Source organism: Streptomyces sp. NBC_01268 (assembly GCF_036240795.1).
In the GTDB taxonomy this organism is placed as follows: Bacteria; Actinomycetota; Actinomycetes; order Streptomycetales; family Streptomycetaceae; genus Streptomyces.
The window spans coordinates 103,007-119,032 of record NZ_CP108454.1; the positions used below are offsets into that span (position 1 = coordinate 103,007).

General features: G+C 72.9%; 13 protein-coding genes and 1 pseudogene. 6 read left to right on the forward strand and 8 right to left on the reverse strand.

Annotated features, from left to right (window positions below; genetic code table 11):
• Positions 1–143 precede the first annotated feature (143 nt).
• On the forward strand, positions 144–650 hold the full coding sequence (locus tag OG309_RS00470) for an HAD domain-containing protein (protein ID WP_329417221.1): 507 nt from the start codon (positions 144–146) through the stop codon (positions 648–650).
• A gap of 471 nt (positions 651–1,121) precedes the next feature.
• On the opposite strand, the gene OG309_RS00475 is transcribed toward OG309_RS00470, so the two are convergent.
• Entirely contained in the window at positions 1,122–1,796 is a 675-nt protein-coding gene (locus tag OG309_RS00475) for a hypothetical protein (RefSeq protein WP_329417223.1), read from the reverse strand.
• 605 nt (positions 1,797–2,401) lie between these two features.
• Between OG309_RS00475 and OG309_RS00480 the strand changes: the two genes are divergently transcribed.
• The gene (locus OG309_RS00480; protein ID WP_329417225.1) at positions 2,402–3,292 is read left to right on the forward strand and encodes an NAD-dependent protein deacetylase; all 891 of its coding nucleotides are present in this window, start codon (positions 2,402–2,404) and stop codon (positions 3,290–3,292) included.
• 98 nt (positions 3,293–3,390) lie between these two features.
• Here the strand turns inward: OG309_RS00480 and OG309_RS00485 are convergent, their stop codons facing one another.
• From OG309_RS00485 to OG309_RS00495, 3 genes are read right to left on the reverse strand one after another with little or no spacing between them, the layout of a single operon-like run.
• On the reverse strand, positions 3,391–4,602 hold the full coding sequence (locus tag OG309_RS00485; protein ID WP_329417227.1) for a tetratricopeptide repeat protein: 1,212 nt from the start codon (positions 4,600–4,602) through the stop codon (positions 3,391–3,393).
• A 23-nt stretch (positions 4,603–4,625) separates the two neighbouring features.
• On the reverse strand, positions 4,626–8,495 hold the full coding sequence (locus OG309_RS00490; protein WP_329417229.1) for an ATP-binding protein: 3,870 nt from the start codon (positions 8,493–8,495) through the stop codon (positions 4,626–4,628).
• Positions 8,496–8,497: 2 nt separating this feature from the next.
• Positions 8,498–9,073 carry a hypothetical protein gene (locus OG309_RS00495; RefSeq protein ID WP_329417231.1) on the reverse strand — a complete coding sequence of 192 codons (576 nt, stop codon included), beginning with the start codon at positions 9,071–9,073 and terminating at the stop codon, positions 8,498–8,500.
• Between the two features lie 1,251 nt (positions 9,074–10,324).
• On the opposite strand from OG309_RS00495, the pseudogene OG309_RS00500 reads away from it, so the two are divergent.
• The 3 genes and pseudogenes from OG309_RS00500 to OG309_RS00510 form a co-directional block, all read left to right on the forward strand.
• Positions 10,325–10,471: pseudogene (locus tag OG309_RS00500) on the forward strand (Chromate resistance protein ChrB); the annotation flags it as partial.
• A gap of 346 nt (positions 10,472–10,817) precedes the next feature.
• The gene (locus OG309_RS00505; protein WP_329417233.1) at positions 10,818–11,189 is read left to right on the forward strand and encodes a ClpX C4-type zinc finger protein; all 372 of its coding nucleotides are present in this window, start codon (positions 10,818–10,820) and stop codon (positions 11,187–11,189) included.
• Positions 11,190–11,904: 715 nt separating this feature from the next.
• A complete protein-coding gene (locus OG309_RS00510) occupies positions 11,905–12,438 on the forward strand; it encodes an RICIN domain-containing protein (protein ID WP_329417235.1) in 534 nt (177 codons plus the stop codon).
• Between the two features lie 18 nt (positions 12,439–12,456).
• Here the strand turns inward: OG309_RS00510 and OG309_RS00515 are convergent, their stop codons facing one another.
• Positions 12,457–12,759: a hypothetical protein gene (locus OG309_RS00515; protein ID WP_329428060.1), complete on the reverse strand. Its 303-nt coding sequence runs from the start codon at positions 12,757–12,759 to the stop codon at positions 12,457–12,459.
• Positions 12,760–12,952: 193 nt separating this feature from the next.
• Here OG309_RS00515 and OG309_RS00520 point away from each other — a divergent pair, with 193 nt between their 5' ends.
• Positions 12,953–13,750: a DUF817 domain-containing protein gene (locus tag OG309_RS00520; RefSeq protein WP_329428062.1), complete on the forward strand. Its 798-nt coding sequence runs from the start codon at positions 12,953–12,955 to the stop codon at positions 13,748–13,750.
• A 209-nt stretch (positions 13,751–13,959) separates the two neighbouring features.
• Here the strand turns inward: OG309_RS00520 and OG309_RS00525 are convergent, their stop codons facing one another.
• The 3 genes from OG309_RS00525 to OG309_RS00540 all read right to left on the reverse strand — a co-directional run bounded on the left by OG309_RS00525 (position 13,960) and on the right by OG309_RS00540 (position 15,935).
• A complete protein-coding gene (locus OG309_RS00525; protein ID WP_329428751.1) occupies positions 13,960–14,223 on the reverse strand; it encodes a hypothetical protein in 264 nt (87 codons plus the stop codon).
• A gap of 646 nt (positions 14,224–14,869) precedes the next feature.
• Positions 14,870–15,073 carry a cold-shock protein gene (locus OG309_RS00535; RefSeq protein ID WP_329417240.1) on the reverse strand — a complete coding sequence of 68 codons (204 nt, stop codon included), beginning with the start codon at positions 15,071–15,073 and terminating at the stop codon, positions 14,870–14,872.
• 232 nt (positions 15,074–15,305) lie between these two features.
• Positions 15,306–15,935: a hypothetical protein gene (locus OG309_RS00540; RefSeq protein WP_329417242.1), complete on the reverse strand. Its 630-nt coding sequence runs from the start codon at positions 15,933–15,935 to the stop codon at positions 15,306–15,308.
• Positions 15,936–16,026 lie beyond the last annotated feature (91 nt).

A 16,026-nucleotide genomic window follows, 5' to 3' on the forward strand; every position in this document is an offset into this window, starting at 1 on the left:
GCCCTGCCCGGCATCGCCTTCGGCGGGGTACCAGGGGGCATCATGCGGCAAGGACAGCGAGAAAGGATCCATTGCGGACGATCGGCGAGAGACCGAAAGACCGGCGCAGGTGCGGGGCAGGGGTCTCGTGGCAGGCTGAGGGCATGCGGCCTTTGCTTTTCCTTGACGTGGACGGTCCTCTGATTCCTTTCGGCGGCCCTGGCCCGCACCCTGCGTACGCCCCCGAGCCGCCCCCGGACGCCCATCCACTCCTCCGCCGCGTGGACCCCGCCCACGGGCGGCGCCTGACAGCGCTGGGCTGCGAGCTGGTCTGGGCGACCACCTGGACCGACGAGGCGAACGACGTCCTCGCCCCGCGGCTCAAACTCGAACGGCTGCCAGTCGTGCACTGGCCGGACGAGGAACAGGAGCCGGGCGCGGGGGGGGCGGCGGGCCTGCACTGGAAGACGCGGGCCCTGGCCGCCTGGGCTGCCGGACGTCGGTATGTCTGGCTCGACGACGAGATCACCCGGGCCGACCGGGACTGGGTCACCACATGTCATACGGCCCCCGCCCTCCTCCACCGCATCGACCCGCAAAGAGGCCTGACGGAGGCCGACTACGCTGCGGTCGCGGCCTGGGTGGGTGAGTACGGAGCCACCAGGAGATGAGCGGGCCGCTCAGACCGGCCCGGGTCGCGCGGTGAGGACCGGGCCGTCACCCCGCATCGCGCCCAAGGAGTCGTCCATGAACCCCGAGGCGCACACGACGCTGTACGGCCCGGCCGACCGTTGCGGACGCGGACAGGCCCGGCCCGCGGGCGCCGCGGAGGCGCCCAGCGCGGTGGGCGGACGGGCGTCGGCACTACGGCCACAGCAGGCCAACACTCCGCGGGTCGACGAGCCTTCCCGCGGCACAGCACGAAGGCCGAGAGGCCCAACTCGACGGCGAACGGCTGGTCAGCGGGCGGACGTCCGGGGTGCCAGGGGCCGGCCGCGTGGATGCGGCGGGGCATGCGGGAGTCGTCGAGGGCCAGGACGCATTCGGCGCCGGCCGGCGCCTGACCGGGTTGGTCTCGCAGGAACCGCCACCGGACTTCGACGTACCGGGCGCGCGCCTCCAGGTCGCCGGGCCGACCGGCCTCAGTGGGCCGCGATTTCCTCCCGCGAGGTGACGTCTCGGTCCGTGAGGATGTGGAACTCCCGGTCCTGCTCGGTCAGCACCTTGAGGAAGCCTGGTTCGGCTGCCAGGACGAAGGCCCGCAGCCGTGTCCCGTCGAGCAGGTCGATCCGCTCCAGTGGCAGCCACGGGGTGGTGATCGTCGCGGCCCCGATCAGCATGGCCAGACCGACCAGCGCCACCAGGTGGCGGCTGGCCCACAGGGCACCCTGCTTGACCCGACCGCCGACGCTGAGGCCGTAGCCGATCCCGAAGACCAGCCCGCCGGCCACGAGCACGAGCACCGGCAGCCACCAGCTGCGGTAGGTCCCGACGTACGCGATGACGGCCACGACGGCGACGAGGAGGAGCACCGCGCCCGTCATGTCCGGCCGCTCGGGCACTCCCGCCTCCGGACCCGGGCGGCTCCCGGCCCCTCGCATCCTCCGTAGTTCCATGATCGTCCGTAGGGCGGCGATGGGTACGAGGAGGGCGAGGACCAGGACCGCCGCGAGGGACTCGGCCATGACGGTGCCGAGAACCAAGCCGATCGTGTCGTCCAGGTCCAGCGTGTGGAGCACGGCGAAAGCCGTGTGCCAGTTGTAGCCGGACACGGCGAAGAGCCGGAGAACGAGAAAGGCGAACGCGGCTGCGGTCACGGTGAGACCGGTGCGATGCCCGCCCTGTTCTGCCTCATGAGGTGCCATGTACGCCTGACTGCCTTCCTGCCCCCATGAGGGGATCTCGCACGGCCGAGGCCGTGGAGATCGCGGGGGCTCATGACTCCCCCATGGGTTCGCCGGCCGTCACCCGGGAGGGAGACCAGCTTGCCAGGGCGAGCCCGTCCAGCATGAGACAAGGCCTCAGCCCGGTGTGGCGCGGACAACCGCGGGCTGGTGGGGGCCGCCACGACCCCGGGTTCCGGGCCTCGGCGTCTCTCCACCCATGGACTTCCGCGAGCGGTGCGAACGCGGGGTCAGCAGCAGTTGCGGGGTGGTGCCTTCGGCGGGGGCTGGCCGGTCGGCTGCCACCCGGGCCGGCGCGGCGGCGATCGGTGCTTCGATGACCGGACGTCGGCGCGCCGACACCGGGGCCCGGGGCGGCGTCAGCGTGCCAGCGCCTGGAGGTAGCCGTCTCACGTGGGCACGTACACCCAAGGGGCGCTGGCCGTGAGCAGTCCGTCCACGGTCGTCGTGTAGGGCACCCCGACGCTCCAGCGGGGCGGGTTGCGGTGTTCCGGGTTCGGCGTCCGTACCCTGGCAGCATGCGTATGCGCCCGACGCTCTCCTGGACCCCGCCCGCCGATCTGCCGCCGGGCACCACTGATCCGCGGCCGATCGCGGACGCGCTGCGTCGGGGCGGGGTGCTGGTGCTGAGCGGGGCGGGGATCTCCACGGAGTCGGGGATCCCCGACTACCGGGGCGAGGGCGGCAGCCTGAGCCGGCACACCCCGATGACCTATCAGGACTTCCTCGCCGCTCCGAACGCCCGGCGCCGGTACTGGGCGCGCAGCCACCTCGGCTGGCGTACCTTCGGCAGGGCCCGTCCCAACGCCGGGCACCGGGCCGTTGCCGCGTTCGGCCGCCGTGGCCTGCTGTCGGGGGTCATCACGCAGAACGTGGACAACCTGCACCAGGCTGCGGGCAGCGACGGGGTCGTGGAGCTTCACGGCAGCCTGGAGCGGGTCGTGTGCCTCGCGTGCGGTGCCCGCAGCCCGCGCCGCGAGCTGGCCCGGCGGCTGGAGGAGGCCAACCCCGGCTTCGCGCCGGTGGCTGCCGGGATCAACCCCGACGGTGACGCCGACCTCACCGACGAGCAGGTCGCGGACTTCCGGGTGCTGCCCTGCGTGGACTGCGGCGGGGTCCTCAAGCCGGACGTGGTGTTCTTCGGGGAGAACGTCCCGCCGGATCGCGTCGAGCACTGCCGTCGGCTGGTCCGCGAGGCCGCCTCGTTGCTGGTGCTCGGCTCCTCGCTGACGGTGATGTCGGGGCTCCGCTTCGTCCGCCAGGCGGCCGAGTCGGAGAAGCCGGTACTGATCGTCAACCGGGACCCGACCCGAGGGGACGCCCATGCGGTCACCCGGGTCGCGCTCCCCCTGGGGGCGACGCTCACCGCGGTGGCGGAGCTGCTCGGCGTCACGTCGGACACGGTCTAGACGTAGGGACCCGCACGGTTGGCGACTCGGCTGACGGGCGGGGGGCCGTCGACTGCGGCGCCGGCCTGGCGGTGACGGGCGGAGAGGCCCGGTGGGGCCTATCGGAGCGACCGCTTCAGCTCCTCCAGGTGGCCGCGCACCTCGGGGAGTCCGGGGTGGTCGGGGCCTCCGACGCGCAGCAGGGCGGCGACGAGCCGTTCGGTCGCCTCGACGGCCTCGGCGATCCGGCCTGCCCGGTCGAGGACGTTGACCAGGTAGACGAGGGCGTCCAGGGTCCTTCCGTGGTCGGCGCCGAAGGAGTGCTCGCACGCCGCGAGGGCCTCCTCCAGGTGGGGAATGGCCCGGTCGGGGTGGCCGCCGTCCAGGTGGGCGATGGCGAGGTTGTGGTAGCGGTAGGAGATGGCCTCGCTGTCCGGGCCGTGGATCTGCTCGAGGCCCGCGATGGCCCGCTCGTAGCAGGCGATGGCCGCCTCCAGGTCCTGTTCGTCGTGGTGGAGGTGGGCGAGGTTGTCGATCCAGACGTAGGTGTCGAGGTGGTGCGCGCCGTAGAAGCGCTCGCTGTCCCTGATGATCTCCTGGCACAGGGCGATGGCCTCGGCCCGTCGGCCCGCGTCGCGGTGGGCGTCGAACAGCTTGGCCTTGCGGTTCCGCACCGTCTCGGCCCCCGGCGGGAGCAGCCTCTCACTGACCGCCACCGTCTCCTCCAGCAGGGCGATGGCCCGGTCGGTCATCCCGGCCGCGGCGCAGGCGTCCGACAGCTTCTCGCGGGCGGTCAGCGTGGCCTCGTCGTCGCGGGCCTCGTCGTGCTTGCGGCCCTCCAGGACCCGTTCGAGGTACGGGATGGCGAGCTCTGGCCGGCCCGCGGTCAGATGGGTGTGTCCGATGGACTGGCAGGTGCTCAGTGTGGCGCGGTGGTCCGGACCCAGTGAGGCCTCCTGGTAGCCCAGGTTCACCTCCAGCAGGGCGAGCACCCGGTCGGCCATCCGCGTGTCGCCCGGCGGGGCCGCGGCGGCCCAGGAGCCCAGCAGCATCGCGTAGTTGTTGCGCGTCAGCAGCACGTCCTCGTGTCCCGGGCCCAGGTCGCGCTCCATCTCCGCGAGCTCTGCGTGCCACTGCGTGATCAAGTCGGGCGTCAGGTGCAACGCGGGGGTGTCGTGGTGCTCGTCCAGCCGGAGGTCGAGGGGCTCCGGCTCCGCGGGAGCGTCGGCCTCGGCCGGGCCGCCCGGCTCGGCGGGGCCCGCGGGCTCGGCGGGGCCCGGCGGATCGGCCGGGGTGTCCTGGGCGCCCTTCTTGCGGAACAACGCGGTCACTCTCCTCGCTCCGGTGGCGGTGGTCAGTCGGCGGACGCGAGGTCCCGTACGAGTCCGAGCAGCTCGCGGACGGCCGCGGGCGCCGCGGCGCCGCCGTCGAGGAAGGTGCCGAGTGCCGCCCGGTCGGCGGGGGTCAGCGAGGCGACCGGCCGCCCGGCGAAGGAGAGCGGGAGGCCGAGGTCGTGCACCTCGTCGCCGTGGACCACGTACCGGCCTCCCGGTGAGGCGGTGACCGTCCGGGGCCTGCGCCCGGAGGTCCCCGCGAGCGGCCGCGGGGTCGGCACCGGGGCGAGGTCCACGGCGTCGAAGGTGTGCACGGTCTCCTCCCCCGCCGCCCCGCCGCCGAGCACCCGCCACGCCGGCACCGCGAACAGGTGGTCCATGCGGGGGGAGTCGGACATGGCGGTCACCAGGGTCCGGTCGGCCTCCTGCTCGAACAGCCAGACGCCGCCGGTCGACGCGGAGGTGACCACCTCGTCCGGCGACAGGAACACCGCGGCATCCACCTCACCGTGCCCTTCCGGCACCCGCCACCAAGAGCGGGCGGACAACGGCTCAAGCCCGGCGTCGGTCAGGACCACGCGTTCGCCGCCCGCGAGCAGGACCCGCTGCCCGGTCGGGTCGACGGCGTAGGTGGTGCAGTTCTGGACCAGTCCGAGGTCGACCAGGCGGACCTCACGCACCGGCCGGCCCGGCTCCGCGACCAGGGCGACGGACGCACCCCACGGCAGGATCACGAACCCGCCGGCCGTCGCGAAGATCCGGGCCTCCATGAGGGTGGGATCGCTCGAAAGGACCTCCATCCGTCCGCCAGGCCGGTACAGGACGAGCTCGATCTGGCCCCAGAGCCTGCCCGTGCGCACAGCGAGGACGGCATCGGGCCCGAGGCAGGCCACCGGATCGGTCCCCGTCCTGACGTGGTCGGCCGACCAGAGGAGCGAGCGGCCGGCGAGGTCGTACACGTCGATGCGGGTGGCGTGCTCGCCGCGGCGGCGCTCCTTGCCCGGACGGTACGTCTCCCACGCCATCACCGGCTGCTGCCCGGGCGCGAACGAGACCCGCTCCGGTGCGCCGAGAGCGCCGGTGCGGGGCAGCCGCCACACCGCCCGCGCGGCCGCGGCCCGGGCGGCCCGGTCGACGGCGTGCGGCCGCCGGCTCCGGGCGGCGAGCCGCAGCGCGGCCGACCGGGCGGGCCCGTCCTCGGGAGGGGCCCAGTGGTCGGGGCCGTGGGCGTGGGCGATCCTGACCGCGTCGGGGGCGGGGACCGCGCGCAGGAGGTCCCACAGGCCCCGCGGGTCGGCGGCCCGTACCAGCCGCTCGGCCTCCGCGTCGATCTCGGCCGGCCCGCCCCAGGGCAGCCGGTCGGCGCCGCGCCGCCCGCGCAGGTAGTGCCGGGCCTTGTGGATGGCGATGAACGCGGCCTCGGCGGCTTCGCCCGGCTCGGGCCCGAGGACGGCCAGGCGCTCCCGCTGGAGTGCGAGGACCTCCTCGACGAGCGCGGCCGCCTCGGTGTGCCGGTCCAGCGCGATGAGCCGGTCCGCAGCCTCGTCGATCCGGCCGGGCAGGGCGTCCCGGTGACCGGGGCTGACCGCGGCGAGCTGGCGGTAGAGGTGGAGCGCCTCCAGCAGTGCGCCGACGGCTTCGACACGGCGGCCGGCCGCCCACAGGTGAGTGCTCTGCAGAGAGAGGGAATGAGCCAGGTCACGCCCGTGAAAGGCGGGGCTGAACTCGGCCATCTGGCGCGCGTTCGCCACCACGACCGCGGCGCCTTCGATCGCCTCCTGTGGGCGGCCCTCGGTCGTCAGCAGGGCTCCCCTGATCGTCTGCACGAGGCCCACGTCGGAGGACATGGACCACCAGCGGAAGGGGTCCTGGTCCAGCAGGTCCGCGAAGGCCTGATGGGCCTCCGCGAGGGAGGCGTGCGCCTGCGCCAGGTCCCCGGTCTCCCAGCGGGCGACGGCCAGCCTGGTGTGCGCGATGCCCAGAGAGCCCAGGACGGCGCCAGGTCGCCGCAGTCGCTCCTCGTCGTCCTCCTCGCCCTGCTGCCCCTCCTCGGCCCCCCTTTCCGCCTCCGCCCGCAGCAGCGTGATCGCCTCCTCCAAGAGGGCGGCCCGCCGCCCTCCCGGGATCTCGCCGATGAACAGACCACCCAGGTTGAGAAGGGCGTCCGCGTAGTCGGGCAGGTGTGCCGGGTCCTGCGCGGCGGCCTCCCGGGCGAGGCGTACGGCCTCCTCCATGTGCGGGAGCGCCTCGGCGCGGCGGTCCGCCCTGAGGTGGGCGGAGGAGAGCTCGGCGTGGAGGCGGGAGCGCTCCGCCGGGTGCTCGGCTCGCTGGAGCCGGCGGGTGGTGATCCGGGCGGCGAGTTCCCCCGCCCCGGCACCCATGCGTACGTCTCCCCGCGGCACCAGGGGGGCGATGGCCTCGAGGACGTCGGGGTCCACGAAGTCGAGGGCGGCGATCGCGGCCAGTACGGCGTCGCCGCCCCGGACGGCGAGGGCCGGGTCGCGGCGCAACAGCGGGAAGAGGACGTCGGGGCCGATGTGTGGCCAGCGCTCGGCCGCGGCGAGGAGGAAGGTGAGGGAGCGGGGGGTCCAGGCGGGCGCGTTCCCGGTCTCGCGCCGCAGGATGCGGGCGACGGCGGTCACGGACCACAGATCGGTGGGATAGCCGCTGACGGGGCTACCCGGGAGGGTCAGGGCCAGGTAGTCCTCGGCGAGCCGGTCGGGGAGCATCGGTTCGAGCACGTGGGCGGCCGCCGGGTCGGTGGGCGGGTAGCGCTCGGCGTGAGCGCTCAGGAGGCCGTCCACGGGGGTGCGCAGGAGGAGACGGTCCAGCAACGGGCGGGCGTCGGCGCGGCGCATCGGGCCGGTGAGGACGGCGGTGAAGACGGTCCGCGCGAGGTCGACGGCGTACCGGTCGTGGCCCCCGGGCAACCGGACTGCCGGCTGCCCGGCGGCGTCGTGCTCGCCGGGCGGCCGGCGCCAGTTCTCGTGTTCGCGGTCGAGGAGGTACGCGGTCATGCCGGTGAGGTCGGACGGCGGCTCCCGGCCGGCGGCGCGGGCGTCGACGGCGACGAGGGCGGCCATGTGGACGGCGAGGGTCAGCCCGAAGTCGGGACGGGCGAGGTCCTCGTACGGCGGACGCAGCGCGGCCAGGGCGGTGGGGTCGGGGTAATGGGAGGCGAAGCTGCGGCCTGCGGCCTCGAACATGCGGAGGCGTTCGCCGCCCTGTCGGCCGGAGAGCGGGCCCAGGGGCTGGTCGGAGAGGTCGGTGGCGCGCCGCTGGCGCGTCAGCTGGGCCCGGAGGGCGGGCCAGGGGCGCACGGAGCGGGCGATGAGGAGGACCCGGGCGGGGAGTTCGCCGAGGAGGAGGCCGTTGTGGAAGAGCCACCGCAGATGGGCGTCGGGCCAGCGGTCGGCGTAGTCGACGAGCAGCAGGACGCCGGTCCTGTGGTCGGTGCGAAGGTCCTGGCTGCCTTCGGCGGGCGGATAGGTGTCCGTGCCGTGCACGGCGTCCACCACGAGCCAGCCCGCTTCGGCGCTCTCGGCGGCGAGGCGAGCGGCGAGGCGTGACTTGCCCGCGCCACCGGGGCCGTGCAGCCACCGCACGGCCGACCGGACGGGCCGGTCGCGCCACTGGCGCAGCCCGGCCAGGTCCGCCTCGCGGCCGGTGAACTCCACGATCTCGCTGCGGGCGTCGAGCATGCGGCTGGGCTGGGCGCGCAGCCAGGCCGAGTCCCGCCGCAGGGGATCGGCGGAGCCGCGGGTGTCGCGTGCGTAGAGGAGGTAGACGGGTGTGCCGTCGCCGAAGACGTGGATGTCGGCGCCGACCGCGCCGTAGGCGAAGCCGGCGACGGCGTGGACCTGCTGATGGACCTGGTCGGGGAGGTCCACGGTCAGCGGGCCCCGCCGGTGCCGTCCCGGCCGTGCTGGCCGTCCCCGCCGTGCTGGCTGTCCCCGCCTTGCTGGCTGTCCCCGCCTTGCTGGCCGTTCCGGCCGTCCTGGCTGTGCTGGCCGTCCATGCTTTCTGGGGCCGGCACGTGTCCGTCGCTTGCCTGGTGGTAGTGGATGCTGCCGCCCTGGACGGCGAAGAGGGTGCCGTGGTCGCGCGCGGTGTTGTTCTGCGTCCACACCTGCTGCCCGTCGGCCGGCCCGCCGCGCACGCTCTCGACCAGTGCCCGCAGGTCCGCCTCGTATTCGGGGTGCTCCTCAAGCAGCAGAATCAGCCGACGGCGCCACACCGGCAGCAGCTCCGCTCGGATCTCGTCCGCGTCGCCGTCCGGATCCGCGCGGCCGACCAGGGCAGCGTCCTCGTCGAGCTGGGCCCCGATCGCGCTGCCCCGCGCCTCGCCGCCCCGCCCGAAGAGCCGTACGGCTCCACCGCGGGCCCCCTGCCACAGGTCGGTGGCCATCGCTCCGATCAGAGCGGTCGCGCCCGCCCCGGCGAGCGCCGTCACCTGCTCGGCCAGCATCCGTCCTCCTGGTGCGGTTCCATGCGGAGCCGGTCGGTTCCGAACTGTCCTTGCCCGTAACCAGGTTAGCCCGGGAGTGGCGGCGCGGGCCGGGCCGTCAGCCCGGGAAAGCCGACGACAGTTCCGGGAGGCGTCCTCGGGGTCCCGGCGGGGCCTCGGCGGGGGGCCCGGCGGGGGCCCCGGCGCGAGCCTCGTAGCCGCCCTTCGACCGGGCCCGCGCCCACTTCGGGCCCGCGATCGCCGCAGCCGCCTACTGCCTAGCTCCGGCTGATACTCGCGCAGCCCGGCGTCTGACCACCGGACGCTGCCTCCAGCACGGACGGATGCATGTGGCCACGGATGGGTGAGGAAATTCGACCGTGTCGGGGAAGACGCCCTCCAGCAGGGGTGAAACAGAGGGGGCGCCCGCACCGGCAGTGCCGTGAGGCCGGTTGAAGCAGGCATGAGTTCTGTTGCGAGCAGTCCGATACTGACCAGTGCCGCGTCGACGACCGCCGAAGGGGTGGGCGGGGACACCGCCCTCGGGGCCATACGGCCGACCTGGGCGACCCCGGCCACGCAGCAAGCAAGGATCACCCTGAAGCGCTCGCACAGGCGCCGGACCGGGTCTCCCTACGAGCGCCTCAGCCAGTACGTCCGGCTCCAGTGCCACGCCGCCGTCGGGCAATTCCTCCGCGGCCTCGCCTATGGCACCGGCCTCAGCCTCGCCGGAACCATCGTCCTGAGGATGCGTGGACTGTGGTGATCACCCGCGGCGCTGAGCAGCCGATGCCGAGGATACGAGGGGATGCGAGGGTCGTCGGCGCCGGCACCGATGTGCCGGACCTCGGCGGCGGGTTCGCAGATCAGGCCGGGACGCCTCCTCGCCGTCGCCGAAGCGGTACCGCGCGGACTCGCCATGACAGTCTTGCCGACGCCGCGGGCGGTCCGCACCCGGGTCTGACCGCCGTCGCCGCCACGTAGACCAGGCAGCCCGGCTTCTCACCCTCGCCGAAACCCTCGAAACCCCTGCCCATCCGAACGCCCGCGCCTTTCTGGCGCGGGCGTTTCGCTGCCCTCCCCGCGTCTGGCGCGAGTTGCGCCGCATCGGAGCCCTGACCCTCGGCCAGGGCGTGTGGGCCGTGCCGGACGTACCGGCCTTCCCCGACGGCACCGCCCGGGCTCTGGAACTGACCGACAGGGCCGGCGGCCACGCGGTGACGCCGAGCGCCACGGGGCGCGGCCCCCGGGGACGCCGCTCGCTTCCGCGCCCTGTTCACGGCGGCCGGGTCGGCGGACTGGGCCGAGTTCCTGGCGGACTGCGGCAAGTTCGAGGAGGAGATCGCCGAGGAGATCCGGATCGGCAAGTTCACCCTCACCGAGCTGGAAGAGGAGGAGCAGTCGCTGGAGCGGCTGCGTCGCTGGCACCGCGACCTGACCGCCCGGGACGTCTTCGGCGCCCCCGAGGGGCGTAGAACCGGGCCCGGCTCGGTCCGGAGGCAGCGCGCGCAGGCCCGGCCGGGCAGACCACGGCGCGGGTTGCGAGAGACGGCCGAGGCCCCGGCGGGAGAGCGGCCCGGCAGCGGGCGAGCCCCGGCAGGCCGGCGGCGGGGCAACGGGGCAGCCGCCGCGGCCCTGTCCGCGTCACACTCAGCACCCGCTAGAGAGGCCGGCGACAGCCTGTTTGGCGATTGCGATTGTCAGGGTCCCCCTGACGCCCTAGCCTGCCAGGGAGACCCTGACACACCATCACGGGAGCACGCCCATGTCGGCACTCACCCCGCCTACGGGCCCCCCGCACTGCTCCTTCTGCGGGAAGCCCAGCTCCGACGTCAAGAAGCTGGTCGCGGGGCCCGGGGTCTACATCTGCGACGAATGCGTCGCCCTGGCGGAGCAGATCGTCGCCGACACGCTCGGACAACACTCCTCTCAGGGCACGACGGTAGGGGACTCGATGACCGACGAGGAGCTCCTGAAACACCTCCCCCAGGTCGCCGCGCGCATCGAACAGGCCGAGGCCGACCTCCACCTGTGGGTACAAGAACTGCGACGCCGCAAAGTGACCTGGACGCGGATCGGCGAAACCCTCGGCATCACCCGCCAGTCCGCCTGGCAGCGATTCTCCGGCGAGGAATGACCGCACGCAGACCAACGGCCCAACCATCGCGACAAACAACGCGTGGACGCCAGAAGGTCAGGCCCGACGGGAAGACGGCGCGCACCCTTGCGCCCGGCCGGGGGCAGCAACCCGTCAGGCCCCGGGGGGCGAGCCCTGAAATCGACCGGGCGCCGAGCGTGCCGGCGAGGAGACAGCACACCGCAGGCGACCGAAGAAGTGACGGGTGTCAGGGACAACGACCGCCCGCCGAGCCGGCGCCGGAGCGGCGCGCGCCCCGGCAGCGCACCGGCGCCGGCCGGAGAAGTGCGGCGCAGCGACAGGAGCATCTTGGCCCCCGGCTGGACTACGCCCGGTACCACCCCGGCCACCCGTCTGAGGACGGGCGACCCGACAGACGGGCCAGTTCCGGGACGACTACGCCGGCGGTGGAGTCCTGTCCCGGGATCAGGCACGGCTCGCATCGGCTGAGGCTGGTCACCCCCGATGTCCACGAAGTCGTCAGCGGGGAGGAGAACGCGTACGTCCTGCGGGAGTGGGTGAACCACTTCGGGGACGTGCCGGCCGAGCTGGAGGCGGATCTGCAGCAGGAAGTCACCTGTACGGAAGACAGGCGCCGACGCCGGACCGTGAGCGCCCGGTCGTGATCAAGAAAGGCCGGTACGCGTCTGTGAACTGACACCGGCACGGACCTAGCGTCAGGTGACCGACACGGCTCGCCCACGGGAGTCCACGCATGAAGGTTTCCATACGGATCGGCTCGGTCCTCGGGGCCGCTGCGGCCGCGTCTGTGCTGTGCGCCGGGCCGGCCGCCGCGAACGGACAGCCCGCACCGTCCCCGGCAGGAGCGGTCGCGCAGGTCGGCCAGGCCTCCACGATCACCAGCGCCAGTCCGGAGGCCGCCGGGAAGTGCCTGGACGTCTACGACTGGGGCAAGGGGCCGTGGATCCAGATGTGGGACTGCCACGGCGGCAGCAACCAGTCCTGGAGTGTCTCCTGGAACAGCACCAGCGGGGGCTGGAACATCCGGAGCAACGCCAGCCAGTACTGTGTCGACGGCTCCCTGGGCCACGGAGAGCAACTCATCCAGAACTCCTGCGGCAACGGCCTGGGACAGGCCTGGAAGATCGACTCCCTCTCGGGCCCGACCCGCATCGAAAGCATCGCCTTCCCCGGCCAGTGCGCGGACATCTACAACTGGGGGCGCAGCCCTGTGGTCATGCTGTGGGACTGCGGCAGTCAGGCCAACCAGTACTGGCTGTTCAACTGACCGTCCTGTGTGCCCCGGTCAGCCGGGCGTGCCCGCGATGTGGCGACGCGCGCGCCCCCAGACCTCCTCGAACTCCTCAGAGGTGAGTTGTTCGGGGTCGTGGCCTTCCCATTCCGAGACCGCCAGATAGGCTGTGGCCCCGTACCTGCCGTCGTACTCGTCAAGACGGCCTGCGTCGTAGCACCGCTGCCACTCGGCGAGGGAAGCAGCTGCGATCGGGGTCAGCTCAGGCCCTTCGAGTTCGACCTGCCGCATCACCCGGCCTTCGGCATCGACCTCGAAGTAGAACCACGTGGCTTCCTCGTCCCAGTAGCAGCGCATCCATGTCGTCGTCACCGGGTCATGATGCCCGGCATGGTGCGCTGCCCTCCTCCGCTTTGTTTCATGGCTGGGCGATGCATCCTGCGGATCGGTCCGGGGGCAGGTGGGGTGGGCCTGCGGGTTTCACGCAGAACGCGACCGCGTGGCACCGCCCGCAACCGCGCCCACCGTCGTGCTCGTCCTACAGCGCACCATGCCGAGCTTCCCAGCGCCGTTCGCCGCCACCCTGACCACGTCCTGCCGCCGCCTGCTCGCCTTCGCCTGGGGACAGACCCGTGCCTGCGCCTTCGCGATCGCGCTGCTGTCGGGGGTGGCGGCCTCCAGCCTGCTCCCCGGGCTTCCGGTGGCCCGCTACGACCTGCTCGTCGTGTACGGGGTCCTGCTGACCGTGCTCTTTTGGACGCGCGGCTGGGAGACCGGTCGGGAGGTGGCGGTCATCGCCGTCTGCCATGTCATCGGCCTGGCCTTCGAGCTGGTGAAAGTGTCGCTCGGCTCATGGAGCTATCCGGAGCCCGCCGTACTCAAGTTCGCCGGCGTCCCGCTGTACGGAGGGTTCCTGTACGCGGCCGTCGGCAGCTACGTCTGCCGGGCTTGGCACCTCTTCGAGCTGGAGCTGGTCCGCTACCGGCCCCGGTCGACTGCGGTGGTGGCCGCGGCGATCTACGTCAACTTCTTCACCCATCACTGGCTGCCGGACGCACGCTGGCCGCTGGCCGCGCTCCTGCTGCTGGTCACCACGGGCACCTCCGCACACTTCACGGTCCACGGCGCCCGCCTGCGGATGCCGCTGGCGCTCTCGTTCGTCCTGATCGGCTTCTTCCTGTGGCTGGCGGAAAACCTGGCCACCTACATCGGCGCCTGGCGCTACCCGTACCAACTGCACGGATGGCAGCCCGTCGGCGTGGAGAAATTCGGCGCCTGGTCCCTGCTCATCAGCATCACCGTCGTCCTGGTGGCCGCCATCCACCACACACCAGCCCGCAGACCATGACAGAACCTGCCAAGAACCCGCCGAGACGGGGCCGGCGAGGCGGCGTCGCCCATGCTCGGCAGAGTACGGGTTGGGGATGAGGGCGCCGCAGACCTGCCGTGCAGCCGGAGGGCGGGCAGGTACCGAAGCCGGGCCGACGCGGCCGTTCGGTCGTGATGCACGTCGGGGGCCGACGCGGCACCTGGTGGCGAAGCCCGGCGGGTGGGAGGTCAGGAAGAGCGGAGGAATCCACCGATCTGGTAATCCAGCCCCTCACGGAACTCCAGGCGCGGGATGGCACTGCGCATCGCCGGGTACAGCGTGGGCGGCACCTCGTAGACCGCGGTCTCGAGGAAGTCGTCGTCCCGCTCGGGGAACAGGCCCCTGATCCGCAGGATCTCGACTCGGTCCAGGGAAGTGACGTGCGCGGCTTCGTCATCGGCGTCCCAGCCGATGATCTCCCATCCGAGCACGTCGGTTTCCATGTCGTTCACACGCCTACCGTATGCGATCACTGTCGCCGCCCGCGGGCGGCGGGCTCGACAACGCCGATCCGGGTCGGCCGCTGGTGCTGCCTGCGGTACCCGGTCGCCCGCGACCTCGCCGACTACCGCCAGGTCTGGTCGCCGTCCGCCCCTCACCGCCCGGACGGGGCCCTCGGCGCGCTGCTCGCCAGCACCCGCGCACGCGTGCTGCGGGCCGCCGAGGCGCCCGCGAGCACGGCGGAGCTGGGGCGGCGCGCGGGTACGTCTCCGGCGACCGCGAGCCACCACGCAACGGTGCTGCGGACGGGCGGCCTGCTGACGTCGGACCGGAACGGAAACGGGGTCCGCCACACCCTGACGCCCTTGGGTCGCGCGCTGCTGAGCGACAACCCTGAAACGTCGATTCAGGACCGTGAGTTCTCGCGTCACGGGCTGCCGGGGCGTGTGGACGACTGACCAGTGGCCGGTCGGTCCTCGGCATCGCAGCCCTGCAGCCAGGCGCTCCCCGTCGCGGTGTGGCGTCGCCAAGGGCGCGCCCGCAAAGGGGCCGCGTATGAGAGGGAGGGAAAGCACGAAGGCCCTGCTCCTCCTGGGAAATGAATCCAGAAGGAGCAGGGCCTCGGGGCAGGCTCAGCTGCCCATGAGGCGCGAAGGGTCAGGCGGGGGTGATGTTCTCGGCCTGGGGGCCCTTCTGGCCCTGGGTGATGTCGAACGTCACGGCCTGGCCCTCCTGGAGCTCACGGAAGCCCGACGCGTTGATGGCGGAGTAGTGGGCGAAGACGTCCGGGCCGCCACCGTCCTGGGCGATGAAGCCGAAGCCCTTCTCCGCGTTGAACCACTTCACAGTTCCCGTAGCCATATCTCATGCCTTCCAGTCGATGAACGCCTTCCGCACCATGCGGAAGACGGAGGTGATCGCCCTGGTTCCTGCGGCACAGCACAGCAAAAAGCCCACGCCTCAGGCGTGGGCAAGGGAACTTCCGAACCACGACAGCTGACGCAGACGGTACACGCCCGCACATGCTGTCACCACCCTAAATCGAGTACACGCCGTGAACCTTGTGCAGGCAGCCCGCGCCGAGGGCCCGTCCTCAACGCCTGCGGGCGCGGGCCCGCCGTACGAGCAGGCCGACCGCGGCGCCCACGAGCGCGAACCCGGCCAGACCGGCCACGGTCCACTGGACGACGTGCGTACGGTCCGTCCCGTCGCCCGCCGGGCTCGCTGGGCTCGCGGAGGGAGAGGAGGGCGCGGACGGGACCGGAGCGACAGCCGTGGTCGGGCCCGGAGCGGGCGTGGCAGGGGTGGGGCGGGGGCCGGGCGGTGACGGGTCGACCGCGGGCACCGAAATCTCTCCCTCCCCGTGGCCGAGGGAGGGGAAGCCCACGTCGACGGTGACCTTCCAGGTGCCGGGGGTGAGGACCTCGGAGGTGCTCCAGCGCGTACGCGTGCCGGGGTCGCGGACCAGCACCCACGGGCCCACGGAACGAGATCCGTCGGGGCTCCTCGCGTTGACCGTGGCGGCGACGGCCTCGTCGACGGCGTCCCCGTCGTTCTCCCAGGTGATCTCGGTCGTGACATGGCCGTCTCGCTGGCCGGTCACCACCACTTCGACGGTGTCGCCGTGGGCCTGGGCCGTGGTCGGCAGGGCCACGGCATGCGTGAAGAGCATGAGCAGGAGGCCGAGGCCCGTGCCGGCACGGGAGGCCAGGTGTGTACGCATCTTTGCAGGGCTCCTGGTACGTGGGTGTGGTGCGGCGGTGGCGCCGGTGAACGGCCACGGTGGCCGTTCACCGGCGCTGGGGCGACCCAGA